The organism is Methylobacterium phyllosphaerae, from assembly GCF_001936175.1.
Classification (GTDB): domain Bacteria; phylum Pseudomonadota; class Alphaproteobacteria; order Rhizobiales; family Beijerinckiaceae; genus Methylobacterium; species Methylobacterium fujisawaense.
In genome coordinates, this window is the sequence record NZ_CP015367.1 from 267,017 (window position 1) to 281,937 (window position 14,921).

Annotated in this window: 14 protein-coding genes; 6 read left to right on the forward strand and 8 right to left on the reverse strand. The window is 69.9% G+C overall.

From position 1 onward, the window contains the following. The first annotated feature begins 142 nt into the window (after positions 1–142). From MCBMB27_RS01325 to MCBMB27_RS01340, 4 genes are all read left to right on the forward strand, one after another. Positions 143–547, forward strand: a complete 405-nt coding sequence (locus MCBMB27_RS01325) for a hypothetical protein (RefSeq protein ID WP_043353166.1) — start codon at positions 143–145, stop codon at positions 545–547. 159 nt (positions 548–706) lie between these two features. Next, on the forward strand, positions 707–2,107 hold the full coding sequence (ahcY, locus tag MCBMB27_RS01330; protein ID WP_075379687.1) for an adenosylhomocysteinase: 1,401 nt from the start codon (positions 707–709) through the stop codon (positions 2,105–2,107). Positions 2,108–2,482: 375 nt separating this feature from the next. Further along, positions 2,483–5,077, forward strand: coding sequence for a sensor histidine kinase (locus tag MCBMB27_RS01335; RefSeq protein WP_043353163.1), 2,595 nt, complete (start codon positions 2,483–2,485; stop codon positions 5,075–5,077). 37 nt (positions 5,078–5,114) lie between these two features. Further along, positions 5,115–6,347, forward strand: a complete 1,233-nt coding sequence (locus MCBMB27_RS01340) for an MFS transporter (RefSeq protein ID WP_075379688.1) — start codon at positions 5,115–5,117, stop codon at positions 6,345–6,347. A 210-nt stretch (positions 6,348–6,557) separates the two neighbouring features. Here the strand turns inward: MCBMB27_RS01340 and tolB are convergent, their stop codons facing one another. The 4 genes from tolB to tolQ all read right to left on the reverse strand — a co-directional run bounded on the left by tolB (position 6,558) and on the right by tolQ (position 10,490). Beyond that, a complete protein-coding gene (gene tolB / locus MCBMB27_RS01345; RefSeq protein ID WP_043387949.1) occupies positions 6,558–7,895 on the reverse strand; it encodes a Tol-Pal system beta propeller repeat protein TolB in 1,338 nt (445 codons plus the stop codon). Positions 7,896–7,961: 66 nt separating this feature from the next. Next, positions 7,962–9,290 (reverse strand): cell envelope integrity protein TolA, encoded by a 1,329-nt coding sequence (tolA, locus tag MCBMB27_RS01350; protein ID WP_075379689.1) that lies wholly within the window; start codon positions 9,288–9,290, stop codon positions 7,962–7,964. Between the two features lie 9 nt (positions 9,291–9,299). Further along, positions 9,300–9,746, reverse strand: a complete 447-nt coding sequence (locus MCBMB27_RS01355; protein ID WP_043349109.1) for an ExbD/TolR family protein — start codon at positions 9,744–9,746, stop codon at positions 9,300–9,302. Positions 9,747–9,773: 27 nt separating this feature from the next. Continuing rightward, the gene (tolQ, locus tag MCBMB27_RS01360) at positions 9,774–10,490 is read right to left on the reverse strand and encodes a protein TolQ (RefSeq protein WP_043349106.1); all 717 of its coding nucleotides are present in this window, start codon (positions 10,488–10,490) and stop codon (positions 9,774–9,776) included. 309 nt (positions 10,491–10,799) lie between these two features. On the opposite strand from tolQ, the gene MCBMB27_RS01365 reads away from it, so the two are divergent. Next, on the forward strand, positions 10,800–11,588 hold the full coding sequence (locus tag MCBMB27_RS01365) for an HpcH/HpaI aldolase family protein (RefSeq protein ID WP_075379690.1): 789 nt from the start codon (positions 10,800–10,802) through the stop codon (positions 11,586–11,588). Between the two features lie 105 nt (positions 11,589–11,693). Here the strand turns inward: MCBMB27_RS01365 and ybgC are convergent, their stop codons facing one another. From ybgC to ruvB, 4 genes are all read right to left on the reverse strand, one after another. Beyond that, positions 11,694–12,146, reverse strand: a complete 453-nt coding sequence (ybgC, locus tag MCBMB27_RS01370; RefSeq protein WP_170861898.1) for a tol-pal system-associated acyl-CoA thioesterase — start codon at positions 12,144–12,146, stop codon at positions 11,694–11,696. 90 nt (positions 12,147–12,236) lie between these two features. Then, positions 12,237–12,962 (reverse strand): DUF4142 domain-containing protein, encoded by a 726-nt coding sequence (locus MCBMB27_RS01375; protein WP_043755843.1) that lies wholly within the window; start codon positions 12,960–12,962, stop codon positions 12,237–12,239. Positions 12,963–13,014: 52 nt separating this feature from the next. After that, on the reverse strand, positions 13,015–13,155 hold the full coding sequence (locus tag MCBMB27_RS29345; RefSeq protein WP_159020286.1) for a hypothetical protein: 141 nt from the start codon (positions 13,153–13,155) through the stop codon (positions 13,015–13,017). Between the two features lie 175 nt (positions 13,156–13,330). Next, positions 13,331–14,386: a Holliday junction branch migration DNA helicase RuvB gene (gene ruvB, locus MCBMB27_RS01380; protein ID WP_043349101.1), complete on the reverse strand. Its 1,056-nt coding sequence runs from the start codon at positions 14,384–14,386 to the stop codon at positions 13,331–13,333. Between the two features lie 235 nt (positions 14,387–14,621). On the opposite strand from ruvB, the gene MCBMB27_RS01385 reads away from it, so the two are divergent. Next, on the forward strand, positions 14,622–14,852 hold the full coding sequence (locus MCBMB27_RS01385; RefSeq protein ID WP_075379691.1) for a hypothetical protein: 231 nt from the start codon (positions 14,622–14,624) through the stop codon (positions 14,850–14,852). Positions 14,853–14,921 lie beyond the last annotated feature (69 nt).

Below are 14,921 nucleotides of genomic sequence, written 5' to 3' on the forward strand. Positions count from 1 at the left end.
ACCTGCTTCCGGCGTGCGTGCGCCGAAGCACGGAAACTTGAAGCCGCTCCGCCCCACCGCGGGGAACCGGAGCCGTCCGCCGTCGTTCCGCCCCGACACAGGCGACGCGCCCCCTTTGGGCGCGCCCGATCGGAGAGACAGCATGAACAGGGATCATCTCGAAGGCGGCGTCCGCCATCTGCGCGGTCGGGTCAAGACGGCCGCGGGCGCGGTTCGCGGCCGGGCCGGCGACCAGTTCGAGGGCGCTTACGATCAGGCGGCCGGCGCCGCTCAGTACGCCTACGGCGAGGCCCGGGACACGGTGCGCGACCTGCGCCACGGGGGCGAGCACCTCGTCGAGGAGGGGCGCGCCCGGTTCCGTGAGGTCAGCGATCGCGGGCACGCCCTGGCCGACGAGGCGATCGAACGCGGTCATCATTACCGCGATCGCGCGGTGCACCACGGCCGCAGCCTCGCGGCGCGTGCGGACGAGAACCGCGGCGCGACCCTCGCCCTCGTGGCCGCCGTGGCTTTCGGCCTCGGATGGCTGGCGCGGCCGAGCCGCTGAGCGGCCGCATCGACCCTGATCCGGAACGGGGCGGGCACACGCGTGGCCGCCCCGCCGATCAGAACGCATAAAGACATCTTTATGTCTTGATTGCTTCGTAGGTCGCGGGATGGTAGGGGATTGCCCCGACCCGCAACGCGAACACGGAGCCATCGACTCATGGCCAAGGATTACATCGTCAAGGATATCGGGCTGGCCGATTACGGCCGGAAGGAAATCTCGATCGCCGAGACGGAGATGCCGGGCCTGATGGCGGTCCGCGAGGAGTACGGCGCGTCGCAGCCCCTGAAGGGCGCGAAGATCGCCGGCTCGCTCCACATGACGATCCAGACCGCCGTGCTGATCGAGACCCTGAAGGCGCTCGGCGCCGACATCCGCTGGGTCTCCTGCAACATCTACTCGACCCAGGATCACGCCGCCGCCGCGATCGCCGCCGCCGGCATCCCGGTCTTCGCCGTCAAGGGCGAGACCCTGGAGGAGTACTGGGACTACACCTCGCGCCTGTTCGACTGGCATGACGGCGGCATGCCGAACATGATCCTCGATGACGGCGGCGACGCGACCATGTTCGTCCATCTCGGCCTGCGCGCCGAGAACGGCGATACCGCCTTCCTCGACAAGCCGGAGAGCGAGGAGGAGGAGGTCTTCTTCGCGCTCCTCAAGCGGAAGCTCGCCGAGAAGCCGAAGGGCTGGTTCGCGGGCCTCGCCGACAGCATCAAGGGCGTCTCCGAGGAGACCACCACGGGCGTGCATCGCCTCTACGTGCTCGCCAAGGAAGGCAAGCTGCTCTTCCCGGCGATCAACGTGAACGACTCGGTCACCAAGTCGAAGTTCGACAACCTCTACGGCTGCAAGGAGTCGCTGGTCGACGGCATCCGTCGCGGCACCGACGTGATGATGGCCGGCAAGGTGGCCATGGTCGCGGGCTTCGGCGACGTGGGCAAGGGCTCGGCCGCCTCCCTGCGCAACGCCGGCTGCCGCGTGCTCGTGTCGGAGATCGACCCGATCTGCGCGCTTCAGGCCGCCATGGAGGGCTACGAGGTCGTGACCATGGAGGATGCGGCCCCGCGCGCCGACATCTTCGTCACCGCCACGGGCAACAAGGACATCATCACCATCGAGCACATGCGGGCGATGAAGGACCGCGCCATCGTCTGCAACATCGGCCACTTCGACAATGAGATCCAGGTCGCCGGCCTGAAGAACCTCAAGTGGTCGAACATCAAGCCGCAGGTGGACGAGATCACCTTCGCGGACGGCCACCGCATCATCCTCCTGTCGGAGGGGCGCCTGGTGAACCTCGGCAACGCCACCGGTCACCCGTCCTTCGTGATGTCGGCCTCGTTCACCAACCAGACGCTGGCCCAGATCGAGCTGTGGTCCAACCCGGGCAAGTACCAGAAGCAGGTCTACACCCTGCCGAAGACGCTCGACGAGAAGGTGGCGGCCCTGCACCTGGAGAAGATCGGCGTGAAGCTCTCGAAGCTCCGCCCCGATCAGGCGGCCTATATCGGCGTCGCCGAGAACGGCCCCTTCAAGTCCGAGCACTACCGCTACTGAGCCCGGCGTTCCGGGCGGCGCGCACGGCCCCGATCGCGGGTCGAGCGGCGCGCCGTCCGGTCCCGGCACGCGGCCAGTTCGGCAGGAATCCTGGAGGCCCGGCGCGCTGCGCCGGGCCTTCTCGTTTGTCAAGCACTCGATGCCGATTCGAACTGTGTCTTCTGTGTGTCGTTAACGAGTGATTATGCCGACATCGTCAAAGGCCACGCTTCGTTCCCCTTCCGGGTCGAATCCGCCCCACTGTAGAGTGTGGGCGAATCTTAGATCGGCGGGGCTGCGGCGGTTCGGGAGAATCACTGCAGGAACGGTGCGTTCCGCGCCGCGCGGTGACGCGCGCCGGCCGGACCGCCATCGGGCGCGAGGGCGGGGCGAAGCATGGGTGTCGGTCGTGCGACGCACGTTCGGATCGGCGTGGGCGCACTTGCCCTGATGACGGCGAGCGCGGCGCTCGCCGAGCTGCCGGAGGCCGCCGCGGCGCATCCTGCGCGGGAGATCCACAGCGTGGCCGCCCTGGCGATCCTGGGCGGCCTCGTAGCCTTCGCGGTGATCCTGTCGCTCCTCCACCTGTACGAGCGCGGGCGGTGGACCCGTCGCGAGCGCGAACTCGCCGCGACCCTCGATGTCCTGCGCGGCGCCCACGACCGGGCCGAGATGCTCCTCAACGCCGAGCGCCAGATCATCGTGACCTGGGATCAGCGCAGCGAACCGGTGGTGGAGGGCGACATCAGCCTTGCGATCCACGGCGAACGGCCGGCCTCGGGCTATGCCCGCCGGGTGCTGGCCTTCGGGACCTGGCTCGTCGCCGCCGACGCGACCGCAGTCGAGGCCGCCGTGGAAACCCTGCGGACGCGGGGCACGAGCTTCGCGCTGAGCCTGCGCAGTCAGACAGGCCGGAACATCGAGGCTCACGGGCAGGCCGTGGCGGGACGGGCGCTCCTGCGCCTGCGCGAGACAAGCCAGGAGCGCTGCGAGATCGCCGACCTGCGGGCGACCCTGGACGAGACCCGCCGGGGGCTGTCGGCCCTGTCGGGTCTCCTCGACGCGATCCCGCAGCCGGTCTGGCGGCGCAACCGGGACGGCGGCCTGAGCTGGGTCAACGCCGCCTACGTGGCGGCGGTCGAGGCGGAGAGCCGCGAGGCGGCCCTCGATGCCGGCCTGGAGCTGTTCGACCGGCCGGCGCGGGAGACCATCGCCCGCGAGGAGGCGGCCCGGTTCGCCGGCCTGACCCGAAGCGTTCCGCGCCTCTCGGCCATCGTGGCCGGCAACCGGCGCATGCTCGACGTGTTCGAGACGGGCCTCGAGACCGGCCGGGTCGGCATCGCCATCGACGTGTCGGAACTCGAGAGCGTGCGCGCCGACCTGCAGCGGCAGATGAACGCCAACGTCCGCACCCTCGACCAGTTGCCGACCGCCGTGGCGATGTTCGACGTCTCGCAGCGCCTGATCTTCCACAACGCCGCCTACCGTCAGCTCTGGGACCTCGATCAGGCCTTCCTGGACGGCCGCCCGTCGGACGGCGAGATCCTCGATCACCTCAGGGCAGAGCGGAAGCTCGAGGAGCATGCGGATTTCCGCGGCTGGAAGCAGGGCGTGCTGTCCGCCTACCGGGCCGCGGAGGCGAACCAGACGTGGTGGTACCTGCCCGACGGCCGGACGCTGCGCGTCGTCGCGGATCCCAACCCGCAGGGCGGCCTGACCTACCTGTTCGACGACGTCTCGGATCGCCTGAACGCCGAGTCGCGCTACAACGCCCTCCGGCGGCTGCAGGCCGAGACCCTGGACACGCTGGCCGAGCCGGTGGCCGTGTTCGGCGCGGACGGGCGCCTGACCCTCGCCAACCGGGCCTTCTGCACCGTGTGGCGGCTCGACCCGGCCATGGTCGAGGACCGCCCGCACGTGGACGCCGTCATCGCCGCCTGCCGCACCCTGGCGCCCGCCGAGGAGCCGTGGCTCGATATCCGTGATGCGGTGGTCGGCCTCGAGTCGCGCACCGCCCGCGCGTGCCGGCTTGAGGTGGTGGACGGCACCGTCCTCGACTGCGCGGCGCAGCCGCTCCCGGAGGGCGCGACGCTCCTCACCCTGATCGACGTCACGGCGAGCGTGAACGTCGAGCGGGCCCTCACCGAGAAGAACGACGCCCTGGAGAAGGCCGCGCAGCTGCGCGACACCTTCGTGCACCACGTCTCCTACGAGTTGCGCTCGCCGCTCACCAACATCATCGGCTTCACCCAGCTCCTGGGCGACGAGACCGTGGGCGCGCTCAACGAGCGGCAGCGCGAATATGCCGACCACATCATGCGCTCCTCGGCGGCGCTGCTCGTCATCATCAACGACATCCTCGACCTCGCCTCGATCGATGCCGGCTCGCTGGAGCTGCAGCGGGAAGAGGTAGACGTCCAGGCGACGATCGAGGCCGCCGTGCGCGGCATCGAGGATCGGCTGGCGGAATCGCACATCACCCTGGCACTCGACGTGCCGGAGGATATCGGCAGCGTCCATGCGGACGGGAAGCGGGTCCGCCAGATCCTGTTCAACCTGCTGTCCAACGCCGTCGGCTTCTCGGATGCGGGCCAGCGCGTCGAGGTCCATGCCCGCCGCACCGCGCAGGAACTTCTCCTCAGCGTCCGGGACCACGGCCGCGGCATGCCGCCCGAGATCGCCGATTCGGTGTTCAACCGCTTCGAGAGCCACACCCTCGGCACCCGCCATCGCGGTGTCGGTCTCGGCCTGTCGATCGTCCGGTCCTTCGTCGAGCTGCATGGCGGCCGGGTCCTGCTGGAGACCGCTCCGGGGAACGGCACCCGCGTGACCTGCACCTTCCCCACCGATCTCGCGGGGCACCCCCGGCGCGAGCCGATCCCCGAATCGCGCCCCCCGGTCCCGCCACAGGCGCCGCCGCGCAAGCCCGGTCTGAGCGTGGCCTCGAGCCGGCTCGAGGCTGCGACATCCGACCGGCGCACGTCGCCGTAGCGCTTGCTTCTTCCGGCGGTCCCGCGCAGCAGGAAGCATGTCCGCACACGATCGTTCCGGCTGGGCCGTCTTCGGCATCGGCGATTTCCGCCTGTTCGGCGCGGCCCGTTTCCTGACGGGCCTCGCCTATCAGATGCAGGCCGTGGCGATCGGCTGGTTCGTCTACGATGTGACCCATTCCGCCCTGGCGCTGGGCCTCGTGGGCCTCGCGGGCTTCCTTCCGGCGGTGCTCTGCGCGCTGATCACCGGCCATGTCGCGGATGCCTACGATCGCCGCCTCGTCAGCGCCGCCGCCTTCGCCCTCCAAAGTCTGGCGAGCTTCGGCCTCCTCGCCTGCGCGCTCTCAGGCGTGCACGCCGTCTGGCCCATCTACGCCCTCGTCATCCTCGTGGGCACCGCCAGGGCCTTCGCCAACCCGGCCCTCCAGGCGCTGCTGCCGACCCTGGTGCCGGGACCGCTTTTCAGCTCGGCCATCGCGTGGAACGCGTCCCTGTGGCAGAGCGCCTCCGTGATGGGACCGGCTTTGGGCGGCTTCCTCTACGCCCTCGGGCCCGCCGTGGTGTTCGGCGGAGCCGGGGCCAGCTTTGCCGTGGCCAGCATCCTGACCCTGCTGATCCGCTTCCGGCCGGCGGCGGTGAGCGAGCGGCCGCCGATCACCTGGGCGGCCCTCTCGGCCGGCATCGCCTACATCCGCTCGCAGCCCGTTGTGCTCGGGGCGATCAGCCTCGACCTGTTCACCGTGCTGCTCGGCGGCGCCACGGCGCTGCTGCCGATCTATGCCGACGAGGTGCTGCATGTCGGCCCACTCGGGCTCGGGGCGCTCCGGAGCATGCCGGCCTTCGGCGCGGTCGCCATGGCGGTGCTGCTGGCGAATTACCCCCTGCGGCGCCATGCCGGGCTGCGCATGCTCCGGGCCGCCGCCGTGTTCGGCGCCGCCACGGTCGCCTTCGGGCTCTCGACGTCGCTGCCGCTTTCGATGGCCTGCCTGTTCGTCACGGGCGCCGCCGACATGATCTCGGTCTACGTGCGCCAGACCTTCGTGCAGGGGGAGACGCCGGACGCCATGCGCGGCCGCGTCTCGGCGGTGAACACGGTCTTCATCGGGGCTTCGAACGAACTCGGCGAGTTCGAATCCGGGCTGCTGGCCGCCGCCATCGGGGCGGTCCCGGCGGTGGTGGTCGGGGGCGCCGCGACGATCGGCGTGGCGCTGCTCTGGGGCCGGCTGTTCCCGGCCCTCAAGGCGCGCGACCGGCTGATGGTGCAGGGGTGACGAGATCGGGACGCGGCCGGAGATGCCTCGGCGTCGTCCGCGATGGCCCGCGTCGCCGCCGTGTTCGCGCGCCGAGCGCTGCGCTCCAGGCCGGCGCCACGCATGCGGACCTGACGCGGCCCTGGGTCACCGCACGGCACGCGCGATGACGGGCGGAGCCGCGGCGTCCGACACCACCGGACGCCGCGGATCGGGAGAGGTGGCTGCCGCTCAGCGGCCCGCCAGCAGCGGCGACCATGTGGGATCCGACGCGTAGGCGGGCGTCGGGACCGGCTGCTCGACCTTGCCGGTGATGTCGACCATGAACAGCTTGCCGCCGCCCTGACCGCCCGGATCGCGGAAGAACAGCACGTACTGGCCGTTCGGCGCGAAGGTCGGGCCCTCGTTGTGGAAGCCCTCGGTGAGGACGCGCTCGCCGGACCCGTCGGGCTTCGCCACGCAGATGGCGAACCCGCCGTTGCGCTGCCGGGTATAGGCGATCAGGTCGCCCCGGGGCGACCAGGCCGGCTGGGAGGCCGAGCCGGCGCCGAAGGTGATGCGGTGCGGGTTCGAGCCGTCCGCCCCCATCACGTAGACCTGCTGCGAGCCGCCGCGGTCGGACTCGAAGGCGATCTGCGCGCCATCCGGCGAGTAGGTCGGCGAGGTATCGATCGCCATGCCGTTGGTGATCGACCGCTGGGCCTTCGAGGCGATGTCCATGGTCACGATGTCGGCGTTGCCGCCCTGCTGGACGCTCATCACGATCTTGCGCCCGTCCGGGGAGAAGCGCGGGCTCGCGCTCATCGAGTCGACATTGCCGAGCGCCTGGCGCGATCCGGTCTCCAGGTTGATGACCTGGACCCGCGGCTGGTGGCCGGTGGCCTGCGCCATGAAGGCGATGTCCTGCGTGGCCGGCGAGTAGCGCGGCGCCACAATGGACATCTCGCCGGTGGTGATGGCCCGGACGTTGGCGCCGTCCTGGTCCATGACCATCAGGCGCTTCCGGCGGTTCTCCTTCGGACCGGTCTCGTCCACGAAGGCGATGCGGCTGTCGAACCAGGGGCCGAGGCCGGTGATCTTGGTGTAGACCGCATCGGAGATCAGGTGGCCGGTGCGCCGGACGTTGGCGGCGTCCGTGCCGTATTGCTGGCCGGTCATCTGCTGGCCGGAGGTCACGTCCCAGAGCCGGAACTCGACCTTGACCCGGCCGGCCTCTCGGACGACGCGGCCGGTGACGAGCCCCTGGACGCCGGTGGCGCGCCACTTCTCGAAATTCGGCGCGGCATCGAAGTTCGGCTGCTCCGGGAAGCGGGCGTGTTCGAGGGGCGTGAAATAGCCGGAGCGGCGCAGGTTGTTGGTGACCACGCCGGAGACGAGGCCGCCGAGGCTCGGGTCGCCGCCGAAATCCGCGATGGCGATGGGCATCGGCTGGAAGTTGCCGCCGCCGATGCGCAGCTGCAGCTGCGCCTGGGCGGGCCCCGCCAGGAAGCCCGTCAGCATCACGAGAAGCGCGATCAGGCGCGCGGCATAGGACGTCGGGAGACGCCCGACGAAGGGGAGGTGCAGCATGATGGGTCGGATCCGAGTGACGATCAGACGAGGACGCGGGGACGGCGGTACGCGGGCTGGAAGACCTCAGGTCGCCGTGAACTCGAACTCCGCGTTGATGGCCTTCCAGTCGTTGTAATACGGCGCATAGGTGGCCGGAATGTTGTACGGCGCGCAACGGCGCACCGCCCGGAGCGCGGCCTGCGCGATCGACTGATCCACCGCGCTCGACCCGCCGCGCATGATCCGCGGCTCGGTGCTGAGCGAGCCGTTCGGGTTCAGGCGGATGTCGAGCACCGGCAGGACCACGCCCTGGGCCGCGCCGGGAGGCGCCGAGTAGCAGCGCTCGATCTGCTGCTGGAGCAGGCCGACCAGGGCGTCGCGCAGCGACGGCGACAGACGCTGCGCCGTGCCGGTCGCGGCGCCCAGCGCCGCCACCTTCTGGACCGTGTGACCGGTGGCGCCGGTGGATTGCGACGGCGCCTTCGAAGCCAGCATCGAACGGATATCGCCAGCATTGAACTTGTCGGCGAGTTCGGCCTGCTTGCGCGCCTTGGCCTCGGCGTCGGCCTTCGCCTTCGCATCCGCCATGGCCTTCGCCTTCGCTTTGGCAGCAGCCTCCGCCTTGGCCTTCGCGGCGGCTTCCGCCTTCTCGCGCTCCGCATCGGCCTTGGCCTCGGCGATCTCCTTCTGGCGCTCGGCCTCCGCCTCGGCCTTCGCCTTGGCGTCCGCGGCCTTCTTGGCGGCTTCCTTCGCAGCTTCCTTCGCGGCTTCCTTGGCCGCTTCGGCCTTGGCGGCGGCCTCGGCCTTGGCCTTCGCGGCGGCCTTCTGCGCGGCGGCCTCGGCTTCGGCCTCCTGCTTCTCGATCAGCTTCTCGAGCTGTTCGCGCTTCTCGGCCTCGGCCTTGGCAGCGGCGGCCTCGGACTTGGCCTTTGCCTCGGCCTTGGCGGCCTTGTCGGCCGCAGCCTTCTCCGCGGCGGCCTTCTCCGCGGCCTTCTCCGCAGCCTTGGCGGCTGCCTTCTCGGCGTCGCGCTTCTCCTGCGCCGCCTTCGCGGCCTCCTGCGGATCCGGCTCGCCGCGGAGCGGCATCTCCTCCGCGTTGGCGAGCTTCATCTCGGCGGTGCGGGTGGGGGCGGTGGGGGCGTCGGTCTTGGCGTTCTCGGGCTCGCGATCCTCGAACTTCTCGGCCTTGCGGTCCGCCCGCGACGTCGCGTTCGGCATCGGCTTGTCGGCCTGCCGCTCACCCTTGGTGATCTCGGAGAACTGGTTCTCGGTGATCACCTCGACGGGCACGCCCTCCTGGGCCTCCGGCAGGGCCGGGGCCGCAACGCTGACGAGCGCCAGCGCGAGCAGCGCGACATGGGTGCCGGCGGAGATCCAGACACCCGGTTCCTTGCGGTCGAAGCGGAACTCCACGGGACGGCCCTACTGATGCTCAGGCTCGGTGACGAGGGCGACCTTCTTGAAGCCGCCGCCGGTCACGATCGCCATCACCTGCGCCACGCGGCCGTAATCGACCCGCTTGTCGCCGCGCACGAAGACGCGCTCCTCGGTCCCGGTCTTGGCGGTCTCCATGAGCTTCGGCACGATCGTGTCGTCCGTCAGTTCGTCCTCGCCCAGGAAGACTTGGCCGGTCTGGCGGATCGACAGGGTGATCGGCTTCACGTCGGAATTCAGCGGGGAGGCCTTGGATTGTGGCAGATCCAGGGGAACGCCCACGGTCATCATCGGCGCCGCGACCATGAAGATGATCAGGAGAACGAGCACGACGTCGATGAACGGCGTCATGTTGATCTCGTTGATGGGACCGCCGCGGCGGCCCCGGCGCCGGCGGCGCTTGCCGCCCTGCGATGCGCCCGCTGCCATGCCCATGGATCATTCTCCTCTGGATCAGCCGGGTCAGGCGGCGAGCGGCAGCCGCTCGTCGATCTGGCGGGAGAGGATGGCGGAGAACTCGTCGGCGAAGCCCTCGAGGCGCGACTGCGCCTTGGTCACCTCGGCCTGGAGCTTGTTGTAGGCGAGCACCGCCGGGATCGCGGCGAACAGGCCGATGGCGGTGGCGAACAGCGCCTCGGCGATGCCGGGAGCGACGACCGCGAGCGACGTGTTCTTCGAGGCCGCGATCGACGTGAAGGCGGTCATGATGCCCCAGACCGTGCCGAACAGGCCGATATACGGGCCGGCCGAACCGATCGAAGCGAGGAACAGGAGCCGCGACTCAAGCCGCTCGACCTCGCGGTGGATGGTGACGTCGAGCTGCTTCTCGATGCGTTGCGAGAGCGACTGAATCTGCCGGCCGGATCCCTCGAAGGAGCGCTTCCACTCCCGCATGGCGGCGACGAAGACGGCGGCGAGGCCGGTGGCCGGACGGTCGTTGAACGAGCGGAACAGCTCCTCCAGGGAGCGGCCGGACCAGAACGCGTCCTCGAACGCGTCCATCTCGGCCTTCGTCCGGCGGAACAGAAGTGTCTTGTCGACGATGATCGACCAGCACCAGATCGAGGCGCTGAGCAGCCCGATCATCACGATCTTCACGACGAAGTGGGCCTGCAGGAACAGGCCGAGCAGCGTCATGTCGGCGACAGGCGCGGCCTGCATCGCGTCGGCTGGGTTCATCCGTCGAGATCTCCTGCTCCGGATCGCGATGCGCCGGGCGAGGCCCGCGTCCGCCGGATCCGTGAGCGATATCAACGCTGTCGCCCGCGAATCTGTCGAAAGTAAGGGCCGTCGGCGGCCCCGCGCCCCGCCGTGGCATCGCCTCCGTTAAGGGCGCGGCAGGGTTAAGGATCGGTTTCGATCCAGGCGATCCTGAGGCACCGGACGCGGGCTTCCGCGCCGTTCGGGCTGGACCTGCCGAAAGAGCCTCCCGTATGGTCGCCGCCAGCGGCGCCGAGTCGAGAGCCCTGAGATCCACGCAGGACGCGCATGACCCTCCCCGTTCCCAGCTTGCCCGACCTTCTGCCCACCGGCCCGGCCCGGTTCCTGGGCTGGTCCATGATCGCGGACCCGATGGTGGCCGGCTTCCTGGCGCGCGCGGGTTTCGATGCGGTGCTCCTGGATCAACAGCACGGCACCCACGATTACAAATCTTGTTGTGCGGCGATCACGGAAGTGGCGCTGGCCGGCAAATCGACGCTGGTGCGGGTGCCGGTGGGCGACTTCGCCATGGTCTCGCGGATGCTCGATGCCGGCGCCGCCGGCGTCGTGGCGCCGATGATCAACACCGTGGCGGACGCCGAGGCCTTCGCCGCCGCCGCGAAATTCCCGCCGGTGGGCCAGCGGAGTTGGGGGCCGGACCGGGCCATGTGGCTGTCGGGGCTTCGGAACGGGGCGGATTACCTTGCAGGCGCCAACGACCGAGCCCTCACGATCGCCATGTGCGAGACCCAGGCGGCGATCGCCGACCTGGAGGCGATTCTTGCCGTACCGGGCATCGACGGGATCCTGGTCGGCCCCGCCGACCTGTCGATCGCCCTGTCGCAGGGGACCGTCATCGACCCCCTGGGACCGGCGGTGACGGCAGCCCTCAGCGAGATCGCGCGCAAGACCCGGGCGGCCGGCAAGATCCCCTGCGCCTTCGCGCCATCTCCTGCGCGGGCGCGGGAAATGGTCGGGATGGGCTACCAGCTGGTCTCGATCGAGTATGACGCGATGACCATCGTCAACGCCTTCGCCCGCGTGCTGTGCGAGGCCGATCCATCCCGGGCGGGCTGAGCTCCAGGCAGGCTTGCGTTGGCAAGCCGACGCATGATCCGCTCATGGCGCTGGCTGATGCCGGGTATCCGCCGCAGAGCCGGCGGCCGCTTTTGCAAAATCTGGTCAGGCGGCCTCTCCCGGCGCGAGACGCCGCCGGAGCGCGTCCGGGAGGCGCACGGCGCGCCCGTCCCGGACGCAAGCGACTGTCACATCGGCTGAAACCAGAACGGCATCGCCCCGCCGGACGTCCTGGGTCAGGTGCATCGATGCGCCGCGCAGGGCGCGGGTCCGGGTGACGACGGTCAGGAGATCATCCATCCGGGCCGGCCGAATGAAATCGAGGCTCATGCGCCGCACGACGAAGACGAGACCCCGGGCGTCGCGGTGCAGATCGGACTGATCGCCGGCGAGTTCCCGCAGGAGTTCCGTGCGGCCGCGCTCCAGGAAGCGCAGATAGCTCGCATGATACACGAAGCCCGAGAAATCGGTGTCCTCGTAGTAGACCCGCACGCCAAGCCGGTGGCCCTGGCCATCGACCTCGGCCGTTTCGTGCATGGGGGGCTCGATCGCGCTCATGCGCTCCTTTAGCGACGGCCTGAGCGACGGCGCAACACGACGAGGGCCGCCCGGGGGCGGCCCTCGCACAGATCAGAGATGACGCGCGGCTCAGCCGCCGATGCGGGCCGCGAGGCTCGCCGAATGGGCGTGCTCGTCGGCGATGTAGGGCAGCGCCTCGGTGGCGAACTTGCGGCCCTGGGCGTTGTCGCCGGACTTGGCGTAGGCGTCGTAGAGCGCCAGGGTGCGGGCGTCAGAGCGGGCCTGCTGGTCGATATAGGTCCGGTCGAAGGCCCGGCCGCTGCGCGCCGCCTGGAGCTGCGCCAGACGCGCCTGGCCGCGGTCACCGAGGGCCACGCGGCGGCCCGGCTCGGCCGGGTTGTTGTCGACGAGCCCGACCGCGCCGAGAGCGCCGCCGACGATGCCGGTGCCGATATTGGCAGCCACCGTGACCGGGGCGAGCACGAGGCCGACCGGGTTGCTCAGGTCGGTGCGGATACCCTGGTTGTCGGACACGACCGAGCCGCTGCGCGACAGCGAGGTGTTCGGCGGCAGCAGCGCGTCGGTGGTCGCCTTGCGCTCGACGAGGACGCGGTTGGCGTAGTTGCGGACCTGCGGGTTCCGCGACCGCTGAAGGGCCATGCGGCTCGCCTCGATGCTGGCGGCATCCGAGCGGAGCGCCTCGGCCCGGAAGGCGGGCGTCTCGGTCGCAGCGGCGCCGACGCCGTCCTGATTGGCGAAGGGCAGCACGCGGATCGGAAGGGCGTCCTGCGCGAAGGCCGGCGCAGAGATGGCGGCGACGGACAGGCCGAGCACGGCGAGCGTAAGCTTCTTCATGGCGGAAGTTTATCCCTGACGTTGTTTTTGAGATCTCGAAGATCTGTCGCGATCAGAGAGACAGGGCCTCGATCCCAACAGGCTTGCCGGCGCCCAGCAGACTGAGCGCGGTCGCCTCCACAACTGTCGCGTTAGAGCGCTGTTCCATGAGATCCGTCACTTTTTTCGTGCAGATCATCAGCAAAGTCGGCATCTAAGCTTAGCAATATTGCTTGAGCGCCGTCGCCAAAAGGGCTTGCACCGCAGCGACTTACTGATGGTGCGCCGCAAAACCTCTTCGCGGGAGCCTCGGTTTTCGGGGCAACCGGCGCATGAGCCGCGGGAAATGCTGATCCGAACTCCATGCATGGGCAGGTCGGCGGCGGGCCTTACGGCGCGTCGTCTCCGAAGAAGCCGAACTGTCCCGGCGTCTCGCGCTTCGGCTCCGGCAGCTGCATGTGGCGGTAGGCGTGCCGGGTGAGGACGCGGCCGCGGGGGGTGCGCTGCACGAAGCCGCGCTGGATGAGATACGGCTCGATGATGTCCTCGATCGCGTCGCGCGGCTCCGACAGGGCCGCCCCGATCGTCTCGATCCCCACGGGGCCGCCCCCGAAGGAGCGCGCGATCAGGCTCAGGTACTTGCGGTCCATCACGTCGAGCCCGGCCGCGTCCACGTCGAGCAGCTGCAGCGCCCGGTCGGCGATCGCCCGCGTCACCGTCTCGGCCTCCGCCACAACGGCGAAGTCCCGCACCCGCCGCAGGAGACGCCCGGCGATCCGCGGCGTGCCCCGCGCCCGCCGGGCGATCTCGTTGGCCCCCTCCGCCGACATCCCCAGGCCCAGGACCCGCGCCCCGCGCGCCACGATCTGCTCCAGCTCGTCGATCTCGTAGAATTCCAGCCGGATCGGGATCCCGAACCGGTCGCGCAGCGGCGTGGTCAGCAGCCCCGCCCGGGTCGTGGCGCCCACCAGCGTGAACTTCGGCAGCTCGATCTTGACCGAGCGCGCCGCCGGGCCCTCGCCGATGATCAGGTCGAGCTGGTAATCCTCCATGGCCGGGTAGAGGATCTCCTCCACCGCCGGGTTGAGCCGGTGGATCTCGTCGATGAACAGGACGTCGCGCTCCTCCAGGTTGGTGAGCTGCGCGGCCAGGTCCCCGGCCTTGGCGATCACCGGGCCGGAGGTCGAGCGGAAGTTCACGCCGAGTTCGCGCGCCACGATCTGGGCGAGCGTCGTCTTGCCCAGACCCGGCGGGCCGACGAACAGCACGTGGTCCAGCGCCTGGCCGGTCTTCCGCGCCGCCTCGATGAACACCTGCATGTTCGCCCGCGCCGCACGCTGCCCGATGAATTCGGACAGGCTCAGAGGGCGGATCGTCTGATCCACATCTTCGGCACGCTTCTCCGGCGTCAGTAGCGCGTTGGTCGGGGGCTTCGGCTTGCTCATGAACCCTTGCTTCGTGGACCGAGCCGCGCAGCCCGCGATCAGGGACCTCGCAGGACGTCAGGACACCGGCGCGTCCGGTTTTGTTCTTCCTTACTCGCGAATGCCGGGAAATCTAAGCGCCGCGCCCGCGGATGTGAGAGGGCGCACGGCTCACCGCAGCGGATGCAACCGAACCGCCGGCCCGTGCATTCCTGAAGCGAATCCCCAAGCACGGCCGCAGAGCGCGTTTCCCGCCATGAAGATCCGTTTGATTGCCGCCGGCGCAGCCGGCGCCGCATTGTTCCTCATGCCGCTCGCGGCTCAGGCCGCACCCACCCCTGTCGAAACCAAGGTCGCCGAAGCCGATCCGCAGGTTCACGGCGCGACCGTGGAGCGGGACGACGACGTCACCTGCAGCCGGGCCCGTCGCCGCCTGTGGATCGAAGGGGAGGGCTGGGTGGTCCGGCGGATCACCACCTGCCGGTGAGTGTGCCGCATCCGAGCGTCGATCGTGCCGGCATGAGGGGTTATTCAGCACTCTCCGCGGCTGGAAACG

Bases quoted from the DNA above. Each gene is read 5' to 3' on its own strand.
- MCBMB27_RS01355 (WP_043349109.1), bottom strand. From the start codon at position 9,746: ATGGGCATGGCAGCGGGCGCATCGCAGGGCGGCAAGCGCCGCCGGCGC.
- tolB (WP_043387949.1), bottom strand. From the start codon at position 7,895: ATGCTGCACCTCCCCTTCGTCGGGCGTCTCCCGACGTCCTATGCCGCG.
- MCBMB27_RS01375 (WP_043755843.1), bottom strand. From the start codon at position 12,962: ATGAAGAAGCTTACGCTCGCCGTGCTCGGCCTGTCCGTCGCCGCCATC.
- MCBMB27_RS29345 (WP_159020286.1), bottom strand. From the start codon at position 13,155: ATGCCGACTTTGCTGATGATCTGCACGAAAAAAGTGACGGATCTCATG.
- ybgC (WP_170861898.1), bottom strand. From the start codon at position 12,146: ATGAGCGCGATCGAGCCCCCCATGCACGAAACGGCCGAGGTCGATGGC.
- MCBMB27_RS01385 (WP_075379691.1), top strand. From the start codon at position 14,622: ATGAAGATCCGTTTGATTGCCGCCGGCGCAGCCGGCGCCGCATTGTTC.
- tolQ (WP_043349106.1), bottom strand. From the start codon at position 10,490: ATGAACCCAGCCGACGCGATGCAGGCCGCGCCTGTCGCCGACATGACG.
- MCBMB27_RS01325 (WP_043353166.1), top strand. From the start codon at position 143: ATGAACAGGGATCATCTCGAAGGCGGCGTCCGCCATCTGCGCGGTCGG.
- MCBMB27_RS01340 (WP_075379688.1), top strand. From the start codon at position 5,115: ATGTCCGCACACGATCGTTCCGGCTGGGCCGTCTTCGGCATCGGCGAT.
- ruvB (WP_043349101.1), bottom strand. From the start codon at position 14,386: ATGAGCAAGCCGAAGCCCCCGACCAACGCGCTACTGACGCCGGAGAAG.
- MCBMB27_RS01365 (WP_075379690.1), top strand. From the start codon at position 10,800: ATGACCCTCCCCGTTCCCAGCTTGCCCGACCTTCTGCCCACCGGCCCG.
- ahcY (WP_075379687.1), top strand. From the start codon at position 707: ATGGCCAAGGATTACATCGTCAAGGATATCGGGCTGGCCGATTACGGC.
- MCBMB27_RS01335 (WP_043353163.1), top strand. From the start codon at position 2,483: ATGGGTGTCGGTCGTGCGACGCACGTTCGGATCGGCGTGGGCGCACTT.